This window comes from Modestobacter versicolor (assembly GCF_014195485.1).
Taxonomy (GTDB): Bacteria; Actinomycetota; Actinomycetes; order Mycobacteriales; family Geodermatophilaceae; genus Modestobacter; species Modestobacter versicolor.
Map to the genome: position 1 here is coordinate 2,925,717 of NZ_JACIBU010000001.1, position 20,771 is coordinate 2,946,487.

Here is a 20,771-nt window from a genome sequence, read left to right on the forward strand (position 1 = left end):
TCGTCCTCCCTCAGCCCAGCCGTGCGCCGTCCACGGTAGGCCGCTTCAGCGCAGCGTGACCTGGCGGGACAGCAGGCCGGCCCGGGCCCGGCGCTCGTCGGCGGTCAGCGGGTCGGTGACGGCCAGCGCGGCCTCCAGCCGCGACTGCAGCCCGGCCGACGGGCCGGCCCACTCCTCGCCGGCGGGCTCGGCCGGGACGTCCCACACCGGGACGACGAGGCCGTGGGCCCGGAAGGCGCCGGCGTAGCGGGTGCCCTCGCCCAGGGTGAGCTGCTCGGCGGCCGAGAGCCGGGCAAGCGCGTCCAGCAGCGGCTCCTCCGGCTCCGGGCGCACCCAGCGCACGTGCGCGCGCTCGGGGCTCGGCCGGCACCAGTAGGCGGCCTCCAGGCCCTCGAGGCGCACGGTCGGCATGACCATCTCGTTGGCGTGCTGCAGGCCGGCCCGCGCGGCCGGGTCGACGGCGGCGCCCTCCAGCCAGAAGTCGAAGTCGTCGTGCACCGTGACCTCGAACGGCGCGCTGGGGTCCAGCAGCTCCTGCAGCCGGGGCCCGGCGGACCCGGCGCCACCGATCGGGCCCGGGTCGACGGGCGCGCCGGCCGGGGCCTCGAGCGCGGCGGCCAGCGCCGTCCCCAGGTCGCGGCTCACGTCGTCGGAGGAGGTGGCGAGCTGCAGGCCGAGCAGGATCTCGCCGCTGGCGCGGACCAGGGCGGGGGTGCCGCCGGGGAGCACGCTGGCCAGCGTGACCTCCGTCCCGTCGGTGGTGCGCAGCGGCACCGTCGCCGCCGGCACCAGCTCGCGCAGCGCCACCCAGTCGGCCTCCGCCGTCAGACCCTCGAACGGCCGGCGCACCGGCGGGGCGTAGCCGGAGCCGTGGCAGTGCTTGTAGCGGCGGCCGGAGCCGCACGGGCACGGCGCCTTGGGGTTGACCTCCCCCGCGGCGGGAGTGGCGACGGCGGAGCGCTTGCGGGAGGCCATGCCCGCCAGCGTATGTGGCGGGCCGGCGGTGGCCGTCCACGAGGGCCGGGAGCGGGGTGGGGCGCTCAGTAGGCTGCTGCGGGTGACGCTGGCCGCCGTTCCGCTCGACCTGACCGACCCCGCCGTGGTCGCCGACCCCTACCCGGCCTTCTCGGCCGCCCGTGCGCAGGCGCCGGTGCAGTGGCACGAGGGGATGGGCATGTGGCTGGCCTTCAGCCACACCGAGGCGAACGCCGTGCTGCGGGACCGCCGGCTGGGCCGGATCTGGTCGGACAAGACCCCCGAGGAGCGGTTCGAGAGCTTCAACCTCATCCACCGCAACGCCATCCTGGAGATGGAGCCGCCGACCCACACGCGGCTGCGCCGGCTGATCAGCGCCGCGTTCGCCCGCGGCCACGTGGAGCGGCTGCGGCCGTGGGTGCAGGAGCTGGCCGACTCGCTGGTCGACGGGCTGGTCGAGCGCTCCGGCGGGCACGCTCCGGTCGACGTCCTGGCGGGCATGTCGGAAGAGCTGCCGGTGGCGGTCATCGCCGAGCTGCTGGGCGTGCCCGCTGCCGACCGGCCGCTGCTGCGGCCCTGGTCGAACGCGATCGTGAAGATGTACGAGTACGGCCGGACGGCGCAGGTCGAGGACGACGCCGAGCGGGCCGCCGACGAGTTCGTCGCCTACCTGCGCGAGCTGGCCGCCGAGCGCCGCCGCGCACCGGGCGAGGACCTGCTGACCCACCTGGTCACGGTCCGGGACTCCGAGGGCGACCGGCTCACCGAGGACGAGCTGGTCACCACCTGCATCCTGCTGCTCAACGCCGGCCACGAGGCGACGGTGAACGTCAGCGGCAACGGCCTGCTGGCGCTGCTGGAGCACCCCGACCAGCTCGCCCGGCTGCGGCAGGACCCCGCGCTGCTGCCCACCGCGATCGAGGAGCTCATGCGCTTCGACTCCCCGCTGCAGCTGTTCGAGCGCACCGCCACCGAGGACGTCGCGATCGGCGGGGTCACCGTCGAGCGGGGGCAGAAGATCGCCGCCCTGCTGGGCAGCGCGAACCGCGACCCGGGGGTCTTCGCCGACGCCGACACCCTGGACGTCGGCCGCACCGAGAACCCGCACATCTCCTTCGGGGCCGGGGTCCACTTCTGCATCGGGGCACCGCTCGCCCGGGTCGAGCTGCAGGCCTCGTTCGGCGCGCTGCTGTCCCGCACGTCCGGGCTGGAGCTCGGCGCACCCGCCCGCCGCCGTCCGGAGTTCGTCATGCGCGGCCTCTACGACCTGCCGGTGGTGCTGACCGCCCCCTGACCGGCCCGTTGCGCGCAGGAGCCCCCGTCCGCGGGGCGGACGGGGCTCCTGGGCGCAGTCGCCGGGCTAGAGGCGCTGGTTGAGCCGGTGGTAGGCCGCGCTCCAGCGCAGCTCCTTGGCCAGGCTGCGCCGCGTGGTGTCGGCGTCGATCAACACCAGCTCGGTGTCGAAGACCTCGGCGAGGTCGGTGAGCTCCTCGGCGCCCAGCTGGGTGGAGAGGACAGTGTGGTGCGGCCCGCCGGCGGTGAGCCAGCCCTCGGTCGCCGTCTCGAAGTCCGGCCGGGGCTCCCAGACAGCCCGGGCCACCGGCAGGTTCGGCAGCGGCTCGGAGGGCTCCACGACGTCGATCTCGTTGGCCACCCAGCGGAACCGGTCGCCCAGGTCGCACCAGCCGAGCGTGATGCCGGCGCCCGGGGCGGCGTTGAACACCAGCCGGGCCGGGTCCTCGCGGCCGCCGATGCCGAGCGGGTGCACCTCCAGCCGCGGCTTCTCCCCCGCGATCGTCGGGCACACCTCGAGCATGTGGGCGCCGAGGATCTTCGGGGTGTCCGACGCCAGGTCGTAGGTGTAGTCCTCCATGAAGGAGGTGCCACCCGGCAGGCCCTGGGCCGCGACCTTGAGCGTGTGCAGCAGCGCGGAGGTCTTCCAGTCGCCCTCGCCGCCGAAGCCGTAGCCGTCGGCCATCAGCCGCTGGACGGCGAGACCGGGCAGCTGCCGCAGGCCGCCGAGGTCCTCGAAGTTGGTGGTGAACGCGCCGAACCCGCCGTCGGTGAGGAACTGGCGCAGCGCCACCTCGATGCGGGCCTGGTAGCGGACGCTGTGGTGCCGGTCGCCGCCCGGTCGCAGGTCGGCGTCCATGTCGTAGAGGTCGCCGTACTCGGCGACGACGGCGTCGACCGCGGAGTCGGGCACCCGCTCGACGACGGCGACGAGGTCGTTGACGCCCCAGGTGTTGACCGACATGCCGAAGCGGATCTCCGCCTCGACCTTGTCGCTCTCGGTCACCGCGACGTTCCGCATGTTGTCGCCGAAGCGGGCGAGCTTCAGACCGCGGGCCGCGGCGGCACCGGCCGCGGCGCGGGCCCACGAGCCGACCCGGGCCTGCACCCGCGGGTTCGACGCGTGCCCGGACACGGTGGTCCGCGGGGTGCGCAGCCGGGTGAGGATGAACCCGTACTCCCGGTCGCCGTGGGCGGCCTGGTTGAGGTTCATGAAGTCCATGTCGATCGTCGCCCACGGGAGGGCGGCATCGGCCTGGGTGTGCAGGTGCAGCAGCGGCTTGCGCAGCGCGTCCAGCCCGGAGATCCACATCTTCGCCGGGGAGAAGGTGTGCATCCAGGTGATCACGCCGAGGCACGCCGGGTCCTCGTTGGCCTCGCCCATCACCCGGCGGATGGCGCCGGCGTCGGTGAGCACCGGCTTCCACACGACGCGCACCGGCACGTCCGCGGCGCCGTCCAGCGTCGCCGCGACCCGCTGCGACTGCTCGGCGACCTGCTGGAGGGTCTCCTCGCCGTACAGCCCCTGGCTGCCGGTGAGGAACCAGATCTCCTGACCTTCGAATGCCACCTGCTGCTCCTTCATCGCTGTCCGTAGACGTTCTGGTAGCGCGCGTACAGCGAGTCGATGTCCGCCTGCGCGATCGGGATGGGCTCACCCAGCTGGCGGGAGAGGTGCACGGTGCGGGCGACGTCCTCGGTCATGACGGCGGCCTTGACCGCGGCCTTCGCCGAGGGCCCGATGGTGAAGACGCCGTGGTTCTTCATGAGCACCGCCGGGGAGCGGTGGCCCTTCAGCGTCTCGACGATGCCCTGGCCGATCGAGTCGTCGCCGATCAGCGCGAACGGCCCGACCGGGATGGGGCCGCCGAACTCGTCGGCCATCGCCGTCAGCACGCAGGGGATCTCCTCGTGCCGGGCGGCCCAGGCCGCGGCGTAGGTGCTGTGCGTGTGCACCTGGCCGTTGACCTCGGGCATGTTCCGGTAGACGTAGGCGTGCGCCGCCGTGTCCGACGATGGCGCCCGGACGCCGTCGACGGGGTTCCCGTCCAGGTCGCAGACGGTGATGCCCTCCCAGGTCAGCTGGTCGTACTCGACCCCGCTGCCCTTGATGACGAACAGGTCCTCGCCGGGCACCCGCTCGGAGACGTTGCCCGAGGTCCAGGTGACCAGCTCGTAGCGGGTGAGGTGGGCGTGCAGCGCCGCGACGTGCTCGCGCTGCGGGCGGTGGGTGCCCTGCTCGGTGGTCATGCCGGCTCCTCGCTCGGTGCGACGGGGGTGATCTGGGGGTGGGCGGCCCGCTGCTGGCCGACCCGCACGTGCTCCACGGCGGCCCGCTCGACCGGCAGGCCGGCGACGTAGCGCTCCATGAACGCGTCGAAGCCGGCGACGTCGGCCGGGTCGGGCCGGTGGGTCCGCAGGCTCGCTGCGGCGAAGACCGCGGTCTCCAGGTAGTCGGCCAGGCCCTGCTCCGGTGTGCGCCGGGTGGCGAAGGCGGCCAGGACGGCGATGCCCCAGGCGCCGCCCTCCGCGGCGACGTCCCCGACGGCGACCGGGGTGTCGATCGCGGCGGCCAGGTAGCGCTGCGCCACGCCCTCGGTCTTGAACAGGCCGCCGTGGGCGAACATCCGGTCCAGCCGCACGCCCTCGGCCTTCTGCAGCACGTCCATGCCGATGCGCAGGGTGGCCAGCGAGGAGTACAGCTGCGTGCGCATGAAGGAGCCCAGGTCCAGCGGGCTGTCCGGGGAGCGCAGGAACAGCGGCCGCCCCTCCTCGAGCCCGGTGATCGGCTCGCCGGAGAGGTAGTTGTAGGCCAGCATCCCGCCGCCGTCGCCCGCGCCGTCCAGGGCGGCGGTGAAGAGCGTCTCGAAGACCCGCGCGGAGTCGGCCTCGGCGCCCAGCGCCCGGGCGAACTGGCCGAAGAGACCGGCCCAGGCGTCGAGCTCGCTGGCGCCGTTGTTGCAGTGCACCATCGCCACCGGGTCGCCGGCCGGGGTGGTCACCAGGTCCAGCTCGCGGTGCACCGCGCCGAGCGCCCGCTCGAGCACGACCATCGCGAAGATGCTGGTGCCCGCGGACACGTTGCCGGTGCGCGGGGCGACCGAGTTGGTGGCGACCATCCCCGTGCCCGCGTCGCCCTCCGGCGGGCAGAGCGGGGCGCCCGGGCGCACCCGGCCGCTCGGGTCGAGCAGCGCCGCGCCCGCCTCGGTCAGCGTGCCGGCCGGCTGGCCGGCGACGGCGACGGCCGGCAGCAGCCCGGCCAGGTGCAGGTCGGCCCCGGCCTCGGCGGCGAGCTGGTCGAACCGGGCCAGCATGGTGGCGTCGTACCCGCCGGTGGCGCTGTCGATGGGGAACATGCCGCTGGCGTCGCCGACGCCGAGCACCTGCTCGCCGGTGAGCCGCCAGTGCACGTAGCCGGCCAGCGTGGTCAGGTGCGCGATCCGGCCGACGTGCTCCTCGCCGTCCAGCACGGCCTGGTACAGGTGCGCGACGCTCCAGCGGTGCGGGATGTTGCAGCCGAACTCGGCGCTGAGCCGCTCGGCGGCGCGGCCGGTGTTCGTGTTGCGCCAGGTGCGGAAGGGCGCGAGCAGCTCGCCGTCGGCGTCGAGGGCCAGGTAGCCGTGCATCATCGCCGACACACCGAGCGCGCCGACCGTGGTCAGCTCCACGCCGTGCCGGCGGCGCACGTCCTCGGCGAGGGCGGCGACGCTCTGCTGCACCCCGGCCCAGACCGCCTCCAGCGAGTACGTCCACAGCCGGTCCACGAGCTGGTTCTCCCAGTCGTGGGTGCCGACGGCGAGCGGCGCGTGGTCCGAGCCGATGAGCACGGCCTTGATCCGGGTCGAGCCGAACTCGATCCCGACGGCCGTGCGGCCTGCGGTGATGTCTGCGACGGCGTCCGTCGTCATGCCGGGAGCTCCTTCCGCCCACCGATGACGGGCCTGGGTCGAGCGGGCCTGCGCACCGCAGGACGCGGAGCAGGCGCGGATGTTAACGCTAACAAGGGCCGGGTCAGGCCGCCGGTGGCGGGCCGGTGCTGGCCCGCACGACGAGCTGCGGCATGACCGGCTCGGCGTGGAAGGCCTCGCCGCGGAGCCGGGCGAGCACCGACTGCACGCCCCGCCGCCCCAGCTCGGCGAAGTCCTGCCGCACCGTGGTCAGCGGTGGCGTGTAGTACGCGGCCTCCGGGACGTCGTCGAAGCCGACGACGCTCACGTCGCCGGGCACCGAGAGCCCCTCGTCGTGCAGGGCGTTGATGACCCCGAGGGCCATCTGGTCGTTGGCGACGAAGACCGCCGTGACCGGTTCGCCACTGCGGCGCCCGGCCCGCACCCGGGCGGCCAGCTGCCGGCCGGCCGCGTGCCCGGACGACGGCCACCAGTTGCCGTAGGCGACGTCCGGGACCGGGGCGCCGGCGGAGACGAGCTCGCGGCGCCAGCCCACCACGCGGCCGCGGGCCTCGAGCGAGTCGCCCGGCCCGGTCACGTGCTGCACCGTGCGGTGCCCCAGCCCGAGCAGGTGCCGGGTGGCCAGCGCGGCACCGACCTCCTGGTCGACCCAGACCGTGGGGTGCACCGGGTCGTGGCCCACCTGCACGGCGATCAGCGGGACCGGCGCCCGGAAGCGACCGAGCGCCTCGACCGCCTGCCCGTAGGTGGACAGCGCCACGACGGCGTCGACCGACTGCGCGACGAACCGGTCGACGGCCTCGCGCATCGCCCCCTCGCTGTCGTCGTCGAGGATGGCGACACCGAGGGAGTAGCCGGCCGCCCGCGCGGCCTTCTCCAACCCGAGCAGGGTCTGCGCCGGGCCGTACTGGTTGATGTGCGAGGTGACCAGGCCGATCGTCCGGGTCGAGCCGGTGACCAGGGCGCGGGCCGCCGTGTTGGGCCGGTAGCCCAGCTCGGCGATCGACCGCAGGACCCGCTCCCTGGTCGTCGGTGCGACGTTGGGGTGGCCGTTGACCACCCGTGACACGGTCTGGTGCGAGACGCCCGCGTGTGCCGCGACGTCGGACATGCCCAGTGCGCGCGGCGCCCCCTCGGGCAGCACGGTCACTCCTCACTGGGGGCGGCCTCTTTGCCGCCCCCCGTCAGTGGCCCTGCGGGACCGTCAGCGCGAGGAGCCCGCGCGCCGCTTGTTGTAGACGTCGAAGGCGACGGCGAGCAGCAGGATGAGGCCCTTGATGACCGACTGGATGGACTGGTCGACGCCCTGGAGCTGCATGCCGTTGCTCAGCACCGCGACGAGCAGACCACCGACCATCGCCCCGGCCACCGTGCCGACACCACCGGTGACGGCGGCGCCACCGATGAAGGCCGCCGCGATGGCGTCGAGCTCGAAGTTCTGGCCGGCCGCGGGCTGCGCGCCGTTGGACCGCGAGGAGTAGATGATCCCCGCGACCGCGGCCAGGAAGCCCATGTTGACGAAGATCCAGAAGTTGACGACCTTCACCTTGACGCCGGAGAGCGTCGCGGCGGCCAGGTTGCCACCGATCGCGTAGACCTGGCGGCCGAACACCGAGCGCTTGGTGATCAGGCCGTAGACCGTGATCAGCACGCCGAGGATGATCAGCACGATCGGCAGGCCGCGGGCGTGGGCCAGCTGCCAGGCGAAGTACATGACCACGGCAGCGACCAGGACGACGCGGGCCACGAAGAGCGGGAAGCTCTCGACCGGCTGCTTGTAGCGGATCCGAGCGACCCGGGTGCGGAAGCCGCTGACCGCGTAGCCGGCCACCGCGAGGGCACCGATGAGCAGCGTGAAGGCGTCGTAGCCGTTGCCGCCCAGCAGGCCGTTGAGGAAGCCGCTGGCGACCTTCTGGTACTCGGGGGTGAAGGGCGACAGCGAGATGTTGTCCAGCACCTGCAGCGTGAGGCCGCGGAAGATCAGCATGCCCGCGAGGGTCACGATGAACGCCGGGATGCCGACGTAGGCGACCCAGAAGCCCTGCCACGCGCCGACGGCCAGGCCGACCGCGATGGCGGCCAGCATGCCGACCCACCAGGGGGCGCCGTGCCGGATCACCAGGACGGCGGACGTGGCCCCGCTGAGCGCGACCACCGAGCCCACCGACAGGTCGATGTGGCCGGCGATGATCACGATGACCATGCCGATCGCCAGCACCAGCACGTAGCTGTACTGCAGGACGATGTTGGTGATGTTGCCCGGGCTCAGCGACGTGCCGCCGGTGAGGATGGCGAAGAGCACCACGACGACGAAGAACGCCACGTAGATGCCGCTCTGCCGCAGGTTGCGGGTGAGCAGCTCACGGAGGTCGCTCGTGCCGGTCTTCAGGGCCTTCGACTGGGCGTCGGACACCTCAGCCGGGGTCTCGTTGGTCTCTGGACCCGCGGTCCTGGTCATGCTGCGAGCTCCCTCTCCTTGGTCATGAGCTTCATGAGGCTCTCCTGCGTGGCCTCACGGACCGGCTGCTCGCCGGTGATGCGCCCGGCCGAGAGCGTGTAGATGCGGTCACAGATGCCGAGCAGCTCGGGCAGCTCGGACGAGATGACGATGACGGCCTTCCCGGCCGCCACCAGCTTGTTGATGATCGTGTAGATCTCGTACTTGGCGCCGACGTCGATGCCGCGGGTGGGCTCGTCGAGGATCAGCACGTCGGGGTCGGTGAACAGCCACTTGGACAGCACGACCTTCTGCTGGTTGCCGCCCGAGAGCTTGCCGACGATCGAGGAGACGCTCGGCGCCTTGATGTTCATGTCGCGCCGGCTGTCCTCGGCGACCTTGGTCTCCTCGTTGCCGTTCACCCAGCCGCGGGTGGACAGCTTGGCCAGCGCGGCCGCCGAGACGTTGCGCCGGATGTCCTCGATGAGGTTGAGGCCGTACTTCTTGCGGTCCTCGGTCGCGTAGGCGATGCCGTTGTCGATGGCCTCGGAGACGCTGCGCGCCCTGACCTCGCGGCCGTGAACGAAGACCCGACCGGAGATGTCCCGGCCGTAGGACCGGCCGAAGATGCTCATCGCCAGCTCGGTGCGCCCGGCGCCCATGAGGCCGGCGATGCCGATGACCTCGCCCGCCCGCACGTTGAAGTTCGCGTGGTCGACGACGAGGCGGTCCTGGGTCGGGTGCTTGACGGTCCAGTCCTCGACCCGCAGCACCTCCTCGCCGGGGTGCGACTCGCGGTCGGGGTAGTAGGACTCCAGGTCGCGGCCGACCATGCCGCGGATGATCCGGTCGGTGTCGACGTCCGGGGCGCTCATGTCGAGCGTCTCGACCGTCTGGCCGTCGCGGATGATCGTGGTGTGCTGCGCGATCGCGACGATCTCGTTGAGCTTGTGCGAGATGATGATCGAGGTGATCCCGCGGTCGCGGAGCTGGCGCAGCAGGTCGAGCAGGTGCGCGGAGTCGGTGTCGTTGAGCGCCGCGGTCGGCTCGTCGAGGATGAGCAGCTTGACGTCCTTGGAGATGGCCTTGGCGATCTCCACCAGCTGCTGCTTGCCGACGCCGAGCTGGCCCACCGGGGTGACCGGGTTCTCGTCCAGGCCGACCTGGGCGAGCAGCTCGGCCGCGTCGGCGTTGGCCTTGTTCCAGTCGATGAGGCCGGAGCGGCCCTTGCGCTCGTTGCCCAGGAAGATGTTCTCCGCGATGGACAGGTAGGGCACCAGCGCGAGCTCCTGGTGGATGATCACGATGCCCACGTGCTCGCTGTCGCGGATGCCGCTGAACTTCTGGACGGCGCCGTCGAAGACGATCTCGCCGTCGTAGCTGCCGGCCGGGTACACGCCGGACAGGACCTTCATCAGCGTGGACTTGCCCGCGCCGTTCTCACCGCAGATGGCGTGGACCTCGCCGCGCCGCACCGCGAGTGACACGTCCGACAGCGCCTTCACGCCGGGGAACGTCTTGGTGATGGAGCGCATCTCCAGGATGTTGTCGTCCATGGACGCCGTCGTCCTCGCCCTCTCTGCACAGATGTCGGGCCGGGTGTCAGAGACCCGGCCCCTTGTTCGGTTGCCCGGCGACCCGGGCTGTCCCGACCTGTTCGACAGAGCAGGGTCAGGAGGTGGTACCGGCCGGGCCCGGCAGTCGTGCTGCCAGGCCCGGCCGGGACTGTGGGGCGGACGTCAGTCCGACTGGCCCTTGGCGACCTCGTCGGCCGTCCAGTACTCCGAGTCGATCAGGACGGACTGGATGTCGTCCTTGTAGACCGTCTCGACGGGCAGCAGGTAGGACGGGACGACCTTGACACCGTTGTCGTAGGTCTCGGTGTCGTTGGCCTCCGGCTCGTTGCCCTCGAGGAACGCCTGGGCAGCGGTGACGGCCTGCTCGGCCAGCAGCCGGGTGTCCTTGAAGATCGTCGAGCTCTGGACGCCGTCGTTGATCAGCTTGACCGAGGCGATCTCGGCGTCCTGACCGGTGACGATGGGCAGCGGGTTCGCCGAGGCGATGTCCGGGCCGTAGCCGGCGTTCTGCAGGGCGGTGATGATGCCGCGCGAGATGCCGTCGTAGGGCGAGAGGACGCCGTTGACCTTGGTGCCGTCGCTGTAGCTGCCGGTGAGGAGGTCCTCCATGCGCTTCTGGGCGGTCTCCTGGGACCAGCGCAGCGTGGCGGCCTGCTCGATGTCGGTCTGACCCGACTTCACGACGAGCGTGCCGTCGTCGATCTTGGGCTGCAGGACCGACATCGCGCCGTCGAAGAAGAAGGCGGCGTTGTTGTCGTCCAGCGAGCCGGCGAAGAGCTCGACGTTGAACGGCCCGGTGGCGGTGCCCTCGGAACCGTCGGCGTTGAGCACGCCCAGGCCGGTCAGCAGGGCGGTGCCCTGCGCGACGCCGACCTTGAAGTTGTCGAAGCTGACGTAGAAGTCGACGTTCTCGGTGTCGCGGATGAGCCGGTCGTAGCTGATGACCTTGATGCCCTCGTCCGCGGCGGCCTGGAGCTGGCTGCTCAGCGCGGTGCCGTCGATCGCGGCGACGATCAGGAGGTCAGCGCCCTCGGTGATCATCTGGTCGATCTGCTGGCCCTGCGTGGGGATGTCGTCGTTCGCGAACTGCAGGTCCACCTCGTAGCCGGCGTCCTCGAGCTGCGACTGCACGGCATCGCCGTCGGCGATCCAGCGCTCGGAGGTCTGGGTCGGCATCGAGACGCCGATGGTGAGGTCCTCAGGGGCCGCGTCCTCGGTGTTCGAGTTGCTGCCGGCACCCTCGCCACCACAGGCCGTCAGGCCGATCGCCAGCGCGGCGCCCAGGGCGGTCAGCCCCAGCTTCTTGTTCACTGCCACATCTCTCCTTCGAGACATCTGCCGCCCGTTGGCGCAGGTCCGCATCTGTGCGGACAGCCACAGTGTGAGCGCTAACAACCCGGGTGCGTCAAGCCCTGGGGCACAAGTCCCGCGTCACGGTCGCGTAACGACGCGTTCACGTGCCTCCTGCCAGGCGGAACACCGGTGGCGCCTCCCCCGGAGGGGTGGGCCACCGGTGCGCCCTGCTACTCGCGGGTGCCGACGGCGGCCGCGCGCGGGCGGCGGAGCAGCAGCCGGGTCGGCGCCCAGGTGCAGACCAGGGTCAGCACCAGCACCCCACCGGCGATCCCGGCGGCGACCGGCAGCGGGACGTAGGGCCCGGACCCGGTGGCCCCCTGGACCGCCGGCTGCAGGGTCACCCAGGAGATGGCCGCGCCCAGCCCGAGGGCCGCGCCGGCCACCACGAGCGCCTCGAGCCGGGCGGTGCGCAGCACCTGGCGGCGGGTGGCGCCGATCATCCCGAGCAGGCCGATCTCCCGCCGGCGGGACAGCGCCACCATCACCAGCGTGTTGGCCGCGGCGATGGCGGCGAACCCGGCCAGCCCCGCCGCGAACACGTTGTTCAGCCAGCTGTCCTGCGCCCCGGCGGCGCGCTGCTCGACCGTGGCGGTCTCCCGGTCGGTCAGCGACCCGCCCGGCCCCACCAGGTCGGCCAGCGCCGCGCGCCCGGTGGCGGTGACCGGCCCGTCGTGCCGGACCAGCAGCTGCTCCAGCCGGTCCGAGGGCGCGTGCGGCGCCACCGTCTCCAGCGGCAGCAGGGCCGAGGCGACCCCGAGCCCCCGGGTGTAGAGGGCGACCACCTGCAGCTGCAGCGGGGCGCCGTCGGCGGCGTAGAGCTGCACCTCGTCACCGACCGAGGCGTCCAGCGAGCCGGCGAACAGGGCGTCCAGCGCGACCGTGCCGTCGTCCCCGTCGCCGGTGCCCGGCCGCAGCGCGGCGAGGTCGCCGTCCTGCACGCCCACGTCCAGGGCGAGCGCGACGTCGTCCAGGTCGCCGGTGAGGCCGGCGGCGCTGTGCGACATCAGCTCCCCGGCGGAACCGGCGACGACCGAGCTCGGCAGCACGCCCACCGCCGCCTGCACGCCGGGCAGCCCGGCGGCCTCCTCGACCAGCTCGGCGGGGAGCCCCGCCCCGGTGGAGGTGACGACGGTGTCGGCCTGCAGCGCCGCCTCCCGCTGCTCGGTGGTCGCCCGCTGCAGGCTGCCCTGCAGGAGCAGCAGGGTGCCCGCGAAGGCCACCGCCATCACCAGGGGCACCAGCGCCGAGGCCAGCCGCCGGTTGTTGGCCCGGCCGTTGGCCGCGGCCAACCGGCCCGGCGCCCCCAGCCTGTCGAGCAGCGGCTCGACCGCCCGGGCGACCAGCCCGGCGACCACCGGCCCGAGCAGCCCGACGGCCAGCAGCAGCGCCAGGACGACGGTCGCCCCCAGCCCCATGCCCAGGTCGCCGGCGGAGGTCGCGGACAGGATGAGCAGCGGCACGCTGCCGGCCAGCGCGACCAGCCCGAGCACCCAGCGCAGCGGCCCCAGCCGCCCGCCGGTGGTCGCGGACTCGCGGAGCGCCTCGGCCGGCCGCACCCGCGCCGGCCGGCGCGCGGCGAGCAGCCCGGCCACCAGCGCGGCGCCGGCCACCACCGCCACGGTGACGGCGAGGGCGAGCGGTCCGGTGTCGAGCTCCACGCCAGGCACGAGGTAGCCGCGGTCGGTCATCGCACCCAGCAGCCAGCGGGCGACCAGCACGCCCGGCACCAGCCCGAGCGGGGCGGCCAGCAGGGCGACGACGGCCGTCTCGGTGGCCACGGTGCGGCGCAGCTGCCGCGGGGTCGCGCCGATCGCGCGCAGCAGGGCCAGCTCGCGCGCCCGCTGCTCGACGGCCAGGCCGGTGGTGGACATGACCACGAAGACCGCCACCACCAGCAGCACCCCGCCCAGCGAGCCGCCGATGGCCACCAGGGTCTCCCGGGTGGCGCCGAAGCCGACGGTCTCGACCTCGCCGCGCTCCTGGCCGGTGGCCACCACGAAGCCGGTGGCCGGTGCGGGGACGTCGGGCAGGGCGGCCCGGACGGCCGCCGCGAGCTCCGCGGTCGAGGTGCCCGCGGCGGGCTGCACCGTGACGGCGTCCACCCGGTCGGGGTGGCCGGCCAGGGCCGGGGCGTCGTCGTCGACGAACCAGGCCCGGGTGGAGCCGCCGTCGACCAGCCCGGCCACCTCGAACGACCCGGTGCCGTTCGCCGTCGTCAGCCGGACCTGGTCACCGACCTCCAGCCCCGCGGCCTCGGCGGTGGCCCGGTCCAGGACGACCTCGCCCGGCCCGGGGGCGGTCGCGCCGGGCCGGACGGGCTGCAGGGCGGCCGCCGACCACGCCCCGGCCGACCAGGTCGCCCCCGCCGCGCCGGCGACGTCCGGGTCGGCCGGCGACACGTCGAAGGCGACGTCGGCGACGACCTGGCCGGTCTCCGGCAGATCGGCCAGCACGCCGGCCAGCCCGGCGTCGACCAGCGGGCGGACGGCGAGCGGGAGCGTGGCGGTCCAGCCGTCGCCCTGCCGCTCGCGCAGCTCGTCGTCGGCGGCGACGACCACCGGGGCGCCGGCGTACCGGACCGGGTCGGCACCGGTGGTGATGCCGGTCTGCAGGAACAGGGCGGCGGCCGAGACCACCGTGGAGGCGAACAGCAGCGCGACGAAGGCGCCGACGAAGGAGGAGGGCCGGGCCCGCACGGACGCGCGGGCCAGCCCGTTGGGGCGCCAGCTCATCGCAGCGACCCCGCCCCGGCGGGCGCGCCCCCGGTCAGCTGGACCATCCGGTCGGCGATCTCGGCCACCGACGGGCCGGCGAGGTCGGCGACCAGCCGGCCGTCGGCGAGGAACAGCACCCGGTCGGCGTAGGAGGCGGCGCGCGGGTCGTGGGTGACCATGACGACGGTCGCGCCGTCCTGGTCGACGATGCCGCGCAGCAGACCGAGCACCTCGGTCGCCGTCCCGCTGTCCAGCGCCCCGGTGGGCTCGTCGCCGAAGACGACGTCGGGGCGGCTGACCAGCGCCCGGGCGATGGCGATCCGCTGCTGCTGGCCGCCGGAGAGCTCGGCCGGGCGCCGCTGGGCGTACCCGCCCATGCCGACCCGCTCAAGCACCTCGGCCGCCATCCGCCGCCGGGCCGGCCGGCCGGCCAGCCGCAGCGGGAGCAGCACGTTGTCCTCCGCCGTCAGGGAGGGCAGCAGGTTGAAGGACTGGAAGACGAACCCGATGCGCTCGCGGCGCAGCCGGGTCAGCTGCTCCTCGCTGAGCGTGGTCAGGTCGGTGCCGCCGAGCAGCACCGAGCCCGACGTGGGGCGGTCCAGCCCCGCCGCGGTCTGCAGCAGGGTGCTCTTGCCCGAGCCCGACGGGCCCATCACCGCGGTGAACGAGCCGCGCGCCATGCCGACCGAGACCCCCCGCAGCGCGTGCACGGTGGAGTCGCCGCGCCCGTAGGTGCGCGCGACGTCCCGCAGCGACACCACCTCGCGCGGGTCGGCCGCCGGCTGCTCCGGTGCCGTGGCGCCGACCGCTGCCGGGCGCCTCCTGGTGATCCTCATCAGCTCATCTCCGTCTTCGTCGCAGGTCACGTCGACGGCGCTGTCGATCTCGATCATGTCCAGGGCGCGGCGGACGGCCATCGGACCAGGGCCCGACGTCGAGAGGGTCGACCTCGGTGGGATGGACGAAGACGTCCGCTGTGCCTCGGAGTCGATCTTGCTGGACGCCGGCCGCCGCGTCGATGACGCCAGCCGGTGTCCGCGGGTCGGGCCAGCCCGACGGCGGGCGTTCCGGGACGGGTGGAACGTGAGCCGGGTCACTGGCACCATGCGGCCATGCGCGGGCTGATGCAGGACGTCCCCCTGACCGTCGACACGATCTTCCGGCACGCCGAGCAGCACCACGGCGACGTCCCGATCGTCACGAACAACCCCGGCGGCAAGGTGCGCACCACGTACGCCGAGTGGGCGCAGCGCACCCGGCGGCTCGGCGGCGTGCTGGACACCCTGGGCATCACCGCCGACGGCCGGGTGGGCACGTTCGCCTGGAACTCCGCCCGGCACCTGGAGCTCTACTTCGCCGCGCCGTGCACCGGCCGGGTGCTGCACACGCTGAACGTGCGGCTGTTCCCCGAGCAGCTCACCTACATCGCCAACCACGCCGAGGACGAGGTCGTCTTCGTCGACCGCACCGTGCTGCCGCTGCTGTGGCCGCTGATCGACTCGATGAAGACCGTGCACCACGTCGTGGTGATGGACGACGGCGGCGACAACCCGGTCCCCGACGACCCGCGGGTGCTCGACTACGAGACCCTGCTGGCCGATGCCGAGCCGGTCGAGTTCCACGTCACCGACGAGAGCTCAGCGGCCTCGATGTGCTACACGAGCGGCACGACCGGCAACCCCAAGGGCGTCGTCTACTCCCACCGCTCGACGGTGCTGCACACCATGGCGGTGGTCGCGCCCAACGGCTTCGGCATCGGCGTCGAGGACGTCGCGATGCCCGTCGTCCCGATGTTCCACGCCAACGCCTGGGGCATCGCGCAGGCGGCGCCGGCGGCCGGGGCCGCGATGGTCTTCCCCGGCGCGATGATGCAGCCGCAGGCGCTGGCCGACCTGATCGTCGACGAGGACGTCACCTTCACCGCCGGCGTCCCGACGATCTGGCAGGGCGTGCTGCCGCACCTGGCCGGCCGCCCGCACAAGCTGCGCAAGATCGGCTGCGGCGGCTCGGCGGTGCCGCCGGCGCTCTCGCAGGCCTACCAGGAGCAGGTCGGGCTGCCCATCTACCAGGCGTGGGGCATGACCGAGACGCACCCGGTCGCTTCCGGCGGCACGCTCAGCCGGCGCTGGCAGGACGCCGACGAGGAGACGAAGACCGCCCGCCGCGCGCGCCAGGGTGTGCCGCTGTTCGGCGTGGAGGCGCGGATCGTCGAGGCCGGCACCACCGACACGCTGCCCTGGGACGACACCGCGACCGGCGAGCTGCAGGTGCGCGGCCCGTGGTGCGCGAAGGACTACTACAACCCCGACGCCGGGGTGGAGCTGTCGACGCCCGACGGCTGGATGAAGACCGGTGACGTCGCGGCGCTCGACGAGTACGGCAACATCCGGATCGCCGACCGCACCAAGGACCTGATCAAGTCCGGTGGCGAGTGGATCTCCTCGGTCGACCTGGAGAACGCGATCATGAGCCACCCGAAGGTCGCCGAGGCGGCCGTCGTGGCGATCCCGCACCCCAAGTGGGACGAGCGCCCGCTGGCCTGCGTCGTCCTCAAGCCGGGCGAGACCGCCACGGAGGAGGAGATCCTCGACCACATCCGGCCGCTGGTGGCCAAGTGGTGGCTGCCCGACGCGGTGGAGTTCATCGACGAGGTGCCCAAGACCAGCGTCGGCAAGTTCTCCAAGAAGGACCTGCGCAGCCGCTTCGCCGAGTACCCGGTGAAGGGCTAGACGACGTACGGGGGGCGGCCGGTCTCGCTCACCATCGGCCGGCCGGCCGCGTCCCACTCGCCCATGCCCCCGGCGACGTTGACCGCGTCGTAGCCGTTCTGGTTCAGCCAGGCGGTGACCCGCGCGGAGCGGCCGCCGGCCCGGCAGGTCACGTAGATCGGGTCGCCGTCCGGCACCTCGCCGAGGCGGGCGGGGACATCGCCCATGGCGATGTGGGTCGCACCCTCGATGTGCCCGGCCACCCACTCGTCGTCCTCGCGCACGTCGAGCACGACGGCGTCCTCGGGCACCTCGGCGGCCGGCACGGAGGGCACCTGCTGCGGCATCATCACGCTCGCCATGGTCCCACGCACCACCTCGGGCCACCGGCGGAGCGGGCAGCCGGTGGCCGGGCACTGCCAGGATGAGAGCGATGTCCCCTCCCCCGCCGGCGCCCGTCCGCGAGCCCGCCTGGTCGCTGTCCCGCTCGGCGATCGGGCTGTGGGTGGCCCAGGGGGTGCTCGGCACCGTGGTCTACGGCCTGGCGGTCACCGCCTTCCTGCTCTTCGTCCCCGCGGACGCCGGGTGGCTGGTCACCGTCGTCCGCTGGGCCGGGCCGGTGCTGGTCGTGGTGTACGGCGTCGTCGCCATCGGGGTCCGCCCCCGGCTGCGCTACCGGGTGCACCGCTGGGAGATCACCGCCGAGGCGGTCTACACCCTCACCGGCTGGCTGGACCGCACCTGGACGCTGGTGCCGGTCTCCCGGATCCAGACCGTCGACGTCACCCGCGGCGTCGTCCAGCAGGTGTTCGGCCTGGCCAGCGTGGCGGTGCTGACCGCCTCCTCGCAGGGCACCGTGCGCATCCCGCACCTGGAGGCCGAGGTCGCGCGCCGGGTGGCCGACGACCTGGCCCGCCGGGCGGAGCTGGTCCGGGACGAGGCCACGTGAGCGACACCCGCCAGCCGGCCGGCCGGCGGACGTCGGCCTGGGTGCTGGTGCTGCACACGGTCACCTTCAAGCAGGCCCGCGCGCTGGTGCCGGTGGTGCTGGCGGTCGCCGCCGGCCGCGGGCTGGGCGACGGCCCGACGACGGTGGTCGTGCTGGCGGTGGCCGTCACGCTGCTGTCGCTGCTGTGGGCCGCGCTGTCCTGGTGGCGCTTCAGCTACGCCGACGGCCCGACGTCGGTCGTCGTCACCCGCGGGCTGCTCTCCCGGTCGGTGCGCACGGTGCCGATCGACCGCATCCGCGGCGTGGAGGTCGAGGCACCGGCGCTGCACCGGCTGGTCGGCCTGGTCCGGGTGCGCATCGACGCGGCGGCCGGCTCGGTCGGCGGCAAGGAGGAGGAGCTCGTCGTCGACGGCGTCCCGCGCGCCGAGGGCGACCGGCTCCGGGCCCGGCTGCTGACCCGGCGGGTGCCGGCCGGTGTCGAGGTGGGCCCGGACGGCGAGCCCGCCGGGCCCGAGCCGGAGGAGGAGTACACCCGCTTCGACCCCCGCTGGCTGCGTTACGCCCCGCTGGTCGGTGGCTACCTCGCCGTCCCGATGGCCGCGGTCGGCGCGCTGTTCCGGGTGGCCGACGAGGTGCCCGACCGGTGGCGTCCCGACCTGGGCCAGCCCGACCTGCCCGGGACGACGGTCGTGGCGCTCTTCCTGGTCGCCGCGGTGGTCGTGCTGGTCGCCGGGTCGGTCATCGGCTGCGCGGCGGTCAACTGGCGGTTCCGGCTGGTCCGCCGCGGCGGGTCGCTGGTCGCCGTCCGCGGGCTGGTCACCCGCCGGCACACCGAGCTGGAGATCGACCGGATCCGCGGCTGGACGATCAGCGCGGGCCTGGGCATGCGGCTGGCCGGCGCGGCCCGGGCCAGCGCGCTGGTCACCGGGCTGGGCGACGCCGCCCGGCGCGGGCAGCTGCTGCCGCTGGGCCCGCGGCCGGCCGCCTGGAGGCTGGCCGCCCGGCTGGTCGACGACCCCGGCGAGCTGCGCCGGCACCCGCCGGCCGCCCGCCGGCGCAGCGTCGTCCGGGCCTGCGGCCTGGGGCTGGCCGTGCTGCTGGCGGGCGCGGTGCTCACCCCGCTGGCCGGCTGGTGGTGGCTGCTCGCCGCCGGCGCCGTGCTGACCGTGCTGGGGGTGCCGCTGGGCCGGGCCAGGTACGCGGCCCTGGGGCACACCGCCGGACCGCGGTCGTTCGCGGTGCGGTCGGGCTGGCTCGTGCAGGAGCACACCGTGCTGCAGCGGCGGGCGGTCGTCGGCTGGCAGGTACGGCAGAGCGTCGTCCAGCGCCGGGCCGGGCTGGTGACCGTGCTGGCCTGCGTGGGCGCCGGCCGGGGCGGCTACGCGGCGGTGGACATGGCCGCCGAGGAGGCCGCCCCGTTCACCCGCGCCGCGTCCGGTGCCTGGGCCGCCACGCTGGAACCCGCCCGCGGCGGCTGATCTTGCTCCGCCGGCCCCGCCGGGCCCACACTGGAGCCGTGGCATGGGTCTCCGAGCTGGCGACGCGGCGCGCTCTGCTGCTGTCCTGCCTGCTCAGCGCCCTGGTGCTGGTGATCCCCGTCGACGGCTCGGCCGCGTCGGTCACCGCGCTCAGCGCCGCGCTGACCGTCGCGCTGGCCGCCGGGCTGCTCACCCGGGCGCCGCGGGCCGCTCATGTCGCCACCCGCACCGAGGTCTCCCCCGACGCCCCCGCGAACGACGAGAGGTGCCGCCGCGGCGTGTTCCGCCGGCAGAGCAGCCCCCGCGCTCCCGGCCGGGTGCTCCCCCGGGCACCGCAGCCCGCCTGACCCTCCCGCGGTCCGCCGCCGGCTGAGCCGGCCCACCGCCGCAGCGGTCCTGCTGCGCGCGCCCGCCCGTCTCCCGAGGAGACCGGGCACCTCCGTGTTCCCCGCGTCGCGCCCCGAGGGCGCGCCGCGCCCCGACCCGTCTCGAGGTCCCCCCGTGCTCGACTGGCTCTACACCCCGATCGCGTGGCTGCTGAAGCAGTGGCACGCGCTGTTCTCCACCGTCCTCGACCCGGCCAGCGGCGCCGCCTGGGCCCTGGCGATCGCCCTGCTCGTCGTCACCGTCCGGTTGCTGCTGTTCCCGGTGTCCACCCGGCAGGTGCGCTCCCAGCGCGCCGTGCAGGAGCTGCAGCCGCAGGTCCAGGCGCTGCGCGCGCAGCACCGCGACGACCCGCAGGCCCTCGCGGCCGCGATCCGCGGGCTCCAGCAGGAGCGCGGCGTCAGCCCGCTCGCCGGCTGCCTGCCGGCCCTGCTGCAGGTGCCGGTGTTCCTCGCCCTGCTGCACGTGCTGCGCCGGCTCGCCCCGGGCAAGGAGGGGCTCTACAGCTGGTCCTACGAGCTGACCCAGCAGGCCGCCGAGGCGACCCTGGCCGGCGCTCCGGTCTCCAGCTCGTTCACCGACCACCCGGCCGGGACGACGACGGCGGTGGTCGCCGTCGTGCTGATCGTCGCCATGTGCCTCACCAGCTTCCTCACCCAGCGGGCGACGCAGCGGCGCTCGGGGCCGGTCACCGGCCAGGCGGCGACGGTGCAGCGGCTGCTGCTCTACGGGATGCCGACCAGCCTGGCGGTGACCGGCTTCTTCTTCCCCGTCGGCGTCCTCCTGTACTGGACGACGAACAACCTGTGGACCCTCGGCCAGCAGCTGTACGTGCTGCGCCGGTTCCCGCCGCCGGGCTCCCCGGCCGCCCTCGCCGCTGCCGGTCCCCCGCCGCCGTCCCCGTCGCGGACGCTGCCCCCGCGCCCGGGCGCGCGACCCGACCGGGGCAGGGGCTCCGGCCGGGGTCGGGGACCGGGCCGGCGCCGCTGAGG

Annotated in this window: 17 protein-coding genes; 6 read left to right on the top strand and 11 right to left on the bottom strand. The window is 74.1% G+C overall.

The annotated features are described in order from the left end of the window. Positions 1–45: 45 nt before the first annotated feature. Positions 46–975, bottom strand: coding sequence for a DUF5926 family protein (locus tag FHX36_RS14275; protein WP_110552077.1), 930 nt, complete (start codon positions 973–975; stop codon positions 46–48). Between the two features lie 82 nt (positions 976–1,057). Here FHX36_RS14275 and FHX36_RS14280 point away from each other — a divergent pair, with 82 nt between their 5' ends. Further along, positions 1,058–2,269, top strand: a complete 1,212-nt coding sequence (locus tag FHX36_RS14280; protein WP_110552078.1) for a cytochrome P450 — start codon at positions 1,058–1,060, stop codon at positions 2,267–2,269. Positions 2,270–2,335: 66 nt separating this feature from the next. Here the strand turns inward: FHX36_RS14280 and araA are convergent, their stop codons facing one another. The 9 genes from araA to FHX36_RS14325 all read right to left on the bottom strand — a co-directional run bounded on the left by araA (position 2,336) and on the right by FHX36_RS14325 (position 15,177). After that, the gene (gene araA, locus FHX36_RS14285) at positions 2,336–3,838 is read right to left on the bottom strand and encodes an L-arabinose isomerase (RefSeq protein WP_258372705.1); all 1,503 of its coding nucleotides are present in this window, start codon (positions 3,836–3,838) and stop codon (positions 2,336–2,338) included. 11 nt (positions 3,839–3,849) lie between these two features. Next, positions 3,850–4,518: an L-ribulose-5-phosphate 4-epimerase gene (locus FHX36_RS14290; RefSeq protein WP_110552080.1), complete on the bottom strand. Its 669-nt coding sequence runs from the start codon at positions 4,516–4,518 to the stop codon at positions 3,850–3,852. Beyond that, positions 4,515–6,176, bottom strand: a complete 1,662-nt coding sequence (locus FHX36_RS14295) for a xylulokinase (RefSeq protein ID WP_110552081.1) — start codon at positions 6,174–6,176, stop codon at positions 4,515–4,517. The genes FHX36_RS14290 and FHX36_RS14295 overlap by 4 nt, the downstream gene beginning before the upstream one ends. 103 nt (positions 6,177–6,279) lie before the next feature. Further along, positions 6,280–7,320: a LacI family DNA-binding transcriptional regulator gene (locus FHX36_RS14300; RefSeq protein WP_258372706.1), complete on the bottom strand. Its 1,041-nt coding sequence runs from the start codon at positions 7,318–7,320 to the stop codon at positions 6,280–6,282. A 60-nt stretch (positions 7,321–7,380) separates the two neighbouring features. Then, complete coding sequence (gene mmsB / locus FHX36_RS14305) at positions 7,381–8,634, bottom strand: multiple monosaccharide ABC transporter permease (protein WP_110552082.1); 1,254 nt, start codon at positions 8,632–8,634, stop codon at positions 7,381–7,383. Next, on the bottom strand, positions 8,631–10,169 hold the full coding sequence (mmsA, locus tag FHX36_RS14310; RefSeq protein ID WP_110552083.1) for a multiple monosaccharide ABC transporter ATP-binding protein: 1,539 nt from the start codon (positions 10,167–10,169) through the stop codon (positions 8,631–8,633). The genes mmsB and mmsA overlap by 4 nt, the downstream gene beginning before the upstream one ends. 183 nt (positions 10,170–10,352) lie before the next feature. After that, positions 10,353–11,501 (bottom strand): multiple monosaccharide ABC transporter substrate-binding protein, encoded by a 1,149-nt coding sequence (gene chvE / locus FHX36_RS14315; protein WP_220035927.1) that lies wholly within the window; start codon positions 11,499–11,501, stop codon positions 10,353–10,355. A gap of 212 nt (positions 11,502–11,713) precedes the next feature. Continuing rightward, on the bottom strand, positions 11,714–14,278 hold the full coding sequence (locus FHX36_RS14320) for an FtsX-like permease family protein (RefSeq protein WP_183513841.1): 2,565 nt from the start codon (positions 14,276–14,278) through the stop codon (positions 11,714–11,716). Further along, on the bottom strand, positions 14,275–15,177 hold the full coding sequence (locus tag FHX36_RS14325) for an ABC transporter ATP-binding protein (RefSeq protein ID WP_246405484.1): 903 nt from the start codon (positions 15,175–15,177) through the stop codon (positions 14,275–14,277). The genes FHX36_RS14320 and FHX36_RS14325 overlap by 4 nt, the downstream gene beginning before the upstream one ends. Positions 15,178–15,372: 195 nt before the next feature. Between FHX36_RS14325 and FHX36_RS14330 the strand changes: the two genes are divergently transcribed. Further along, positions 15,373–16,989, top strand: a complete 1,617-nt coding sequence (locus FHX36_RS14330) for a long-chain fatty acid--CoA ligase (RefSeq protein WP_110553824.1) — start codon at positions 15,373–15,375, stop codon at positions 16,987–16,989. Here the strand turns inward: FHX36_RS14330 and FHX36_RS14335 are convergent. Continuing rightward, positions 16,986–17,330: a rhodanese-like domain-containing protein gene (locus tag FHX36_RS14335; RefSeq protein WP_246405485.1), complete on the bottom strand. Its 345-nt coding sequence runs from the start codon at positions 17,328–17,330 to the stop codon at positions 16,986–16,988. The two genes, FHX36_RS14330 and FHX36_RS14335, sit on opposite strands and share 4 nt — an antisense overlap. Before the next feature lie 71 nt (positions 17,331–17,401). Between FHX36_RS14335 and FHX36_RS14340 the strand changes: the two genes are divergently transcribed. The 4 genes from FHX36_RS14340 (at position 17,402) to yidC (ending at position 20,769) form a co-directional block, all read left to right on the top strand. Next, the gene (locus FHX36_RS14340; protein WP_110553822.1) at positions 17,402–17,917 is read left to right on the top strand and encodes a PH domain-containing protein; all 516 of its coding nucleotides are present in this window, start codon (positions 17,402–17,404) and stop codon (positions 17,915–17,917) included. Next, entirely contained in the window at positions 17,914–19,395 is a 1,482-nt protein-coding gene (locus FHX36_RS14345; RefSeq protein WP_183513842.1) for a PH domain-containing protein, read from the top strand. Before FHX36_RS14340 ends, FHX36_RS14345 begins: the two co-directional genes overlap by 4 nt. A 38-nt stretch (positions 19,396–19,433) precedes the next feature. Next, complete coding sequence (locus FHX36_RS23975; RefSeq protein WP_343056622.1) at positions 19,434–19,742, top strand: hypothetical protein; 309 nt, start codon at positions 19,434–19,436, stop codon at positions 19,740–19,742. A 154-nt stretch (positions 19,743–19,896) separates the two neighbouring features. After that, complete coding sequence (yidC, locus tag FHX36_RS14350; protein ID WP_110554311.1) at positions 19,897–20,769, top strand: membrane protein insertase YidC; 873 nt, start codon at positions 19,897–19,899, stop codon at positions 20,767–20,769. The last annotated feature ends 2 nt before the right edge of the window (positions 20,770–20,771 follow it).

Bases quoted from the DNA above. Each gene is read 5' to 3' on its own strand.
- FHX36_RS14275 (WP_110552077.1), bottom strand. From the start codon at position 975: ATGGCCTCCCGCAAGCGCTCCGCCGTCGCCACTCCCGCCGCGGGGGAG.
- FHX36_RS14290 (WP_110552080.1), bottom strand. From the start codon at position 4,518: ATGACCACCGAGCAGGGCACCCACCGCCCGCAGCGCGAGCACGTCGCG.
- FHX36_RS14295 (WP_110552081.1), bottom strand. From the start codon at position 6,176: ATGACGACGGACGCCGTCGCAGACATCACCGCAGGCCGCACGGCCGTC.
- mmsB (WP_110552082.1), bottom strand. From the start codon at position 8,634: ATGACCAGGACCGCGGGTCCAGAGACCAACGAGACCCCGGCTGAGGTG.
- mmsA (WP_110552083.1), bottom strand. From the start codon at position 10,169: ATGGACGACAACATCCTGGAGATGCGCTCCATCACCAAGACGTTCCCC.
- FHX36_RS14320 (WP_183513841.1), bottom strand. From the start codon at position 14,278: ATGAGCTGGCGCCCCAACGGGCTGGCCCGCGCGTCCGTGCGGGCCCGG.
- FHX36_RS14325 (WP_246405484.1), bottom strand. From the start codon at position 15,177: ATGGCCGTCCGCCGCGCCCTGGACATGATCGAGATCGACAGCGCCGTC.
- FHX36_RS14330 (WP_110553824.1), top strand. From the start codon at position 15,373: ATGCGCGGGCTGATGCAGGACGTCCCCCTGACCGTCGACACGATCTTC.
- FHX36_RS14335 (WP_246405485.1), bottom strand. From the start codon at position 17,330: ATGGCGAGCGTGATGATGCCGCAGCAGGTGCCCTCCGTGCCGGCCGCC.
- FHX36_RS14340 (WP_110553822.1), top strand. From the start codon at position 17,402: ATGTCCCCTCCCCCGCCGGCGCCCGTCCGCGAGCCCGCCTGGTCGCTG.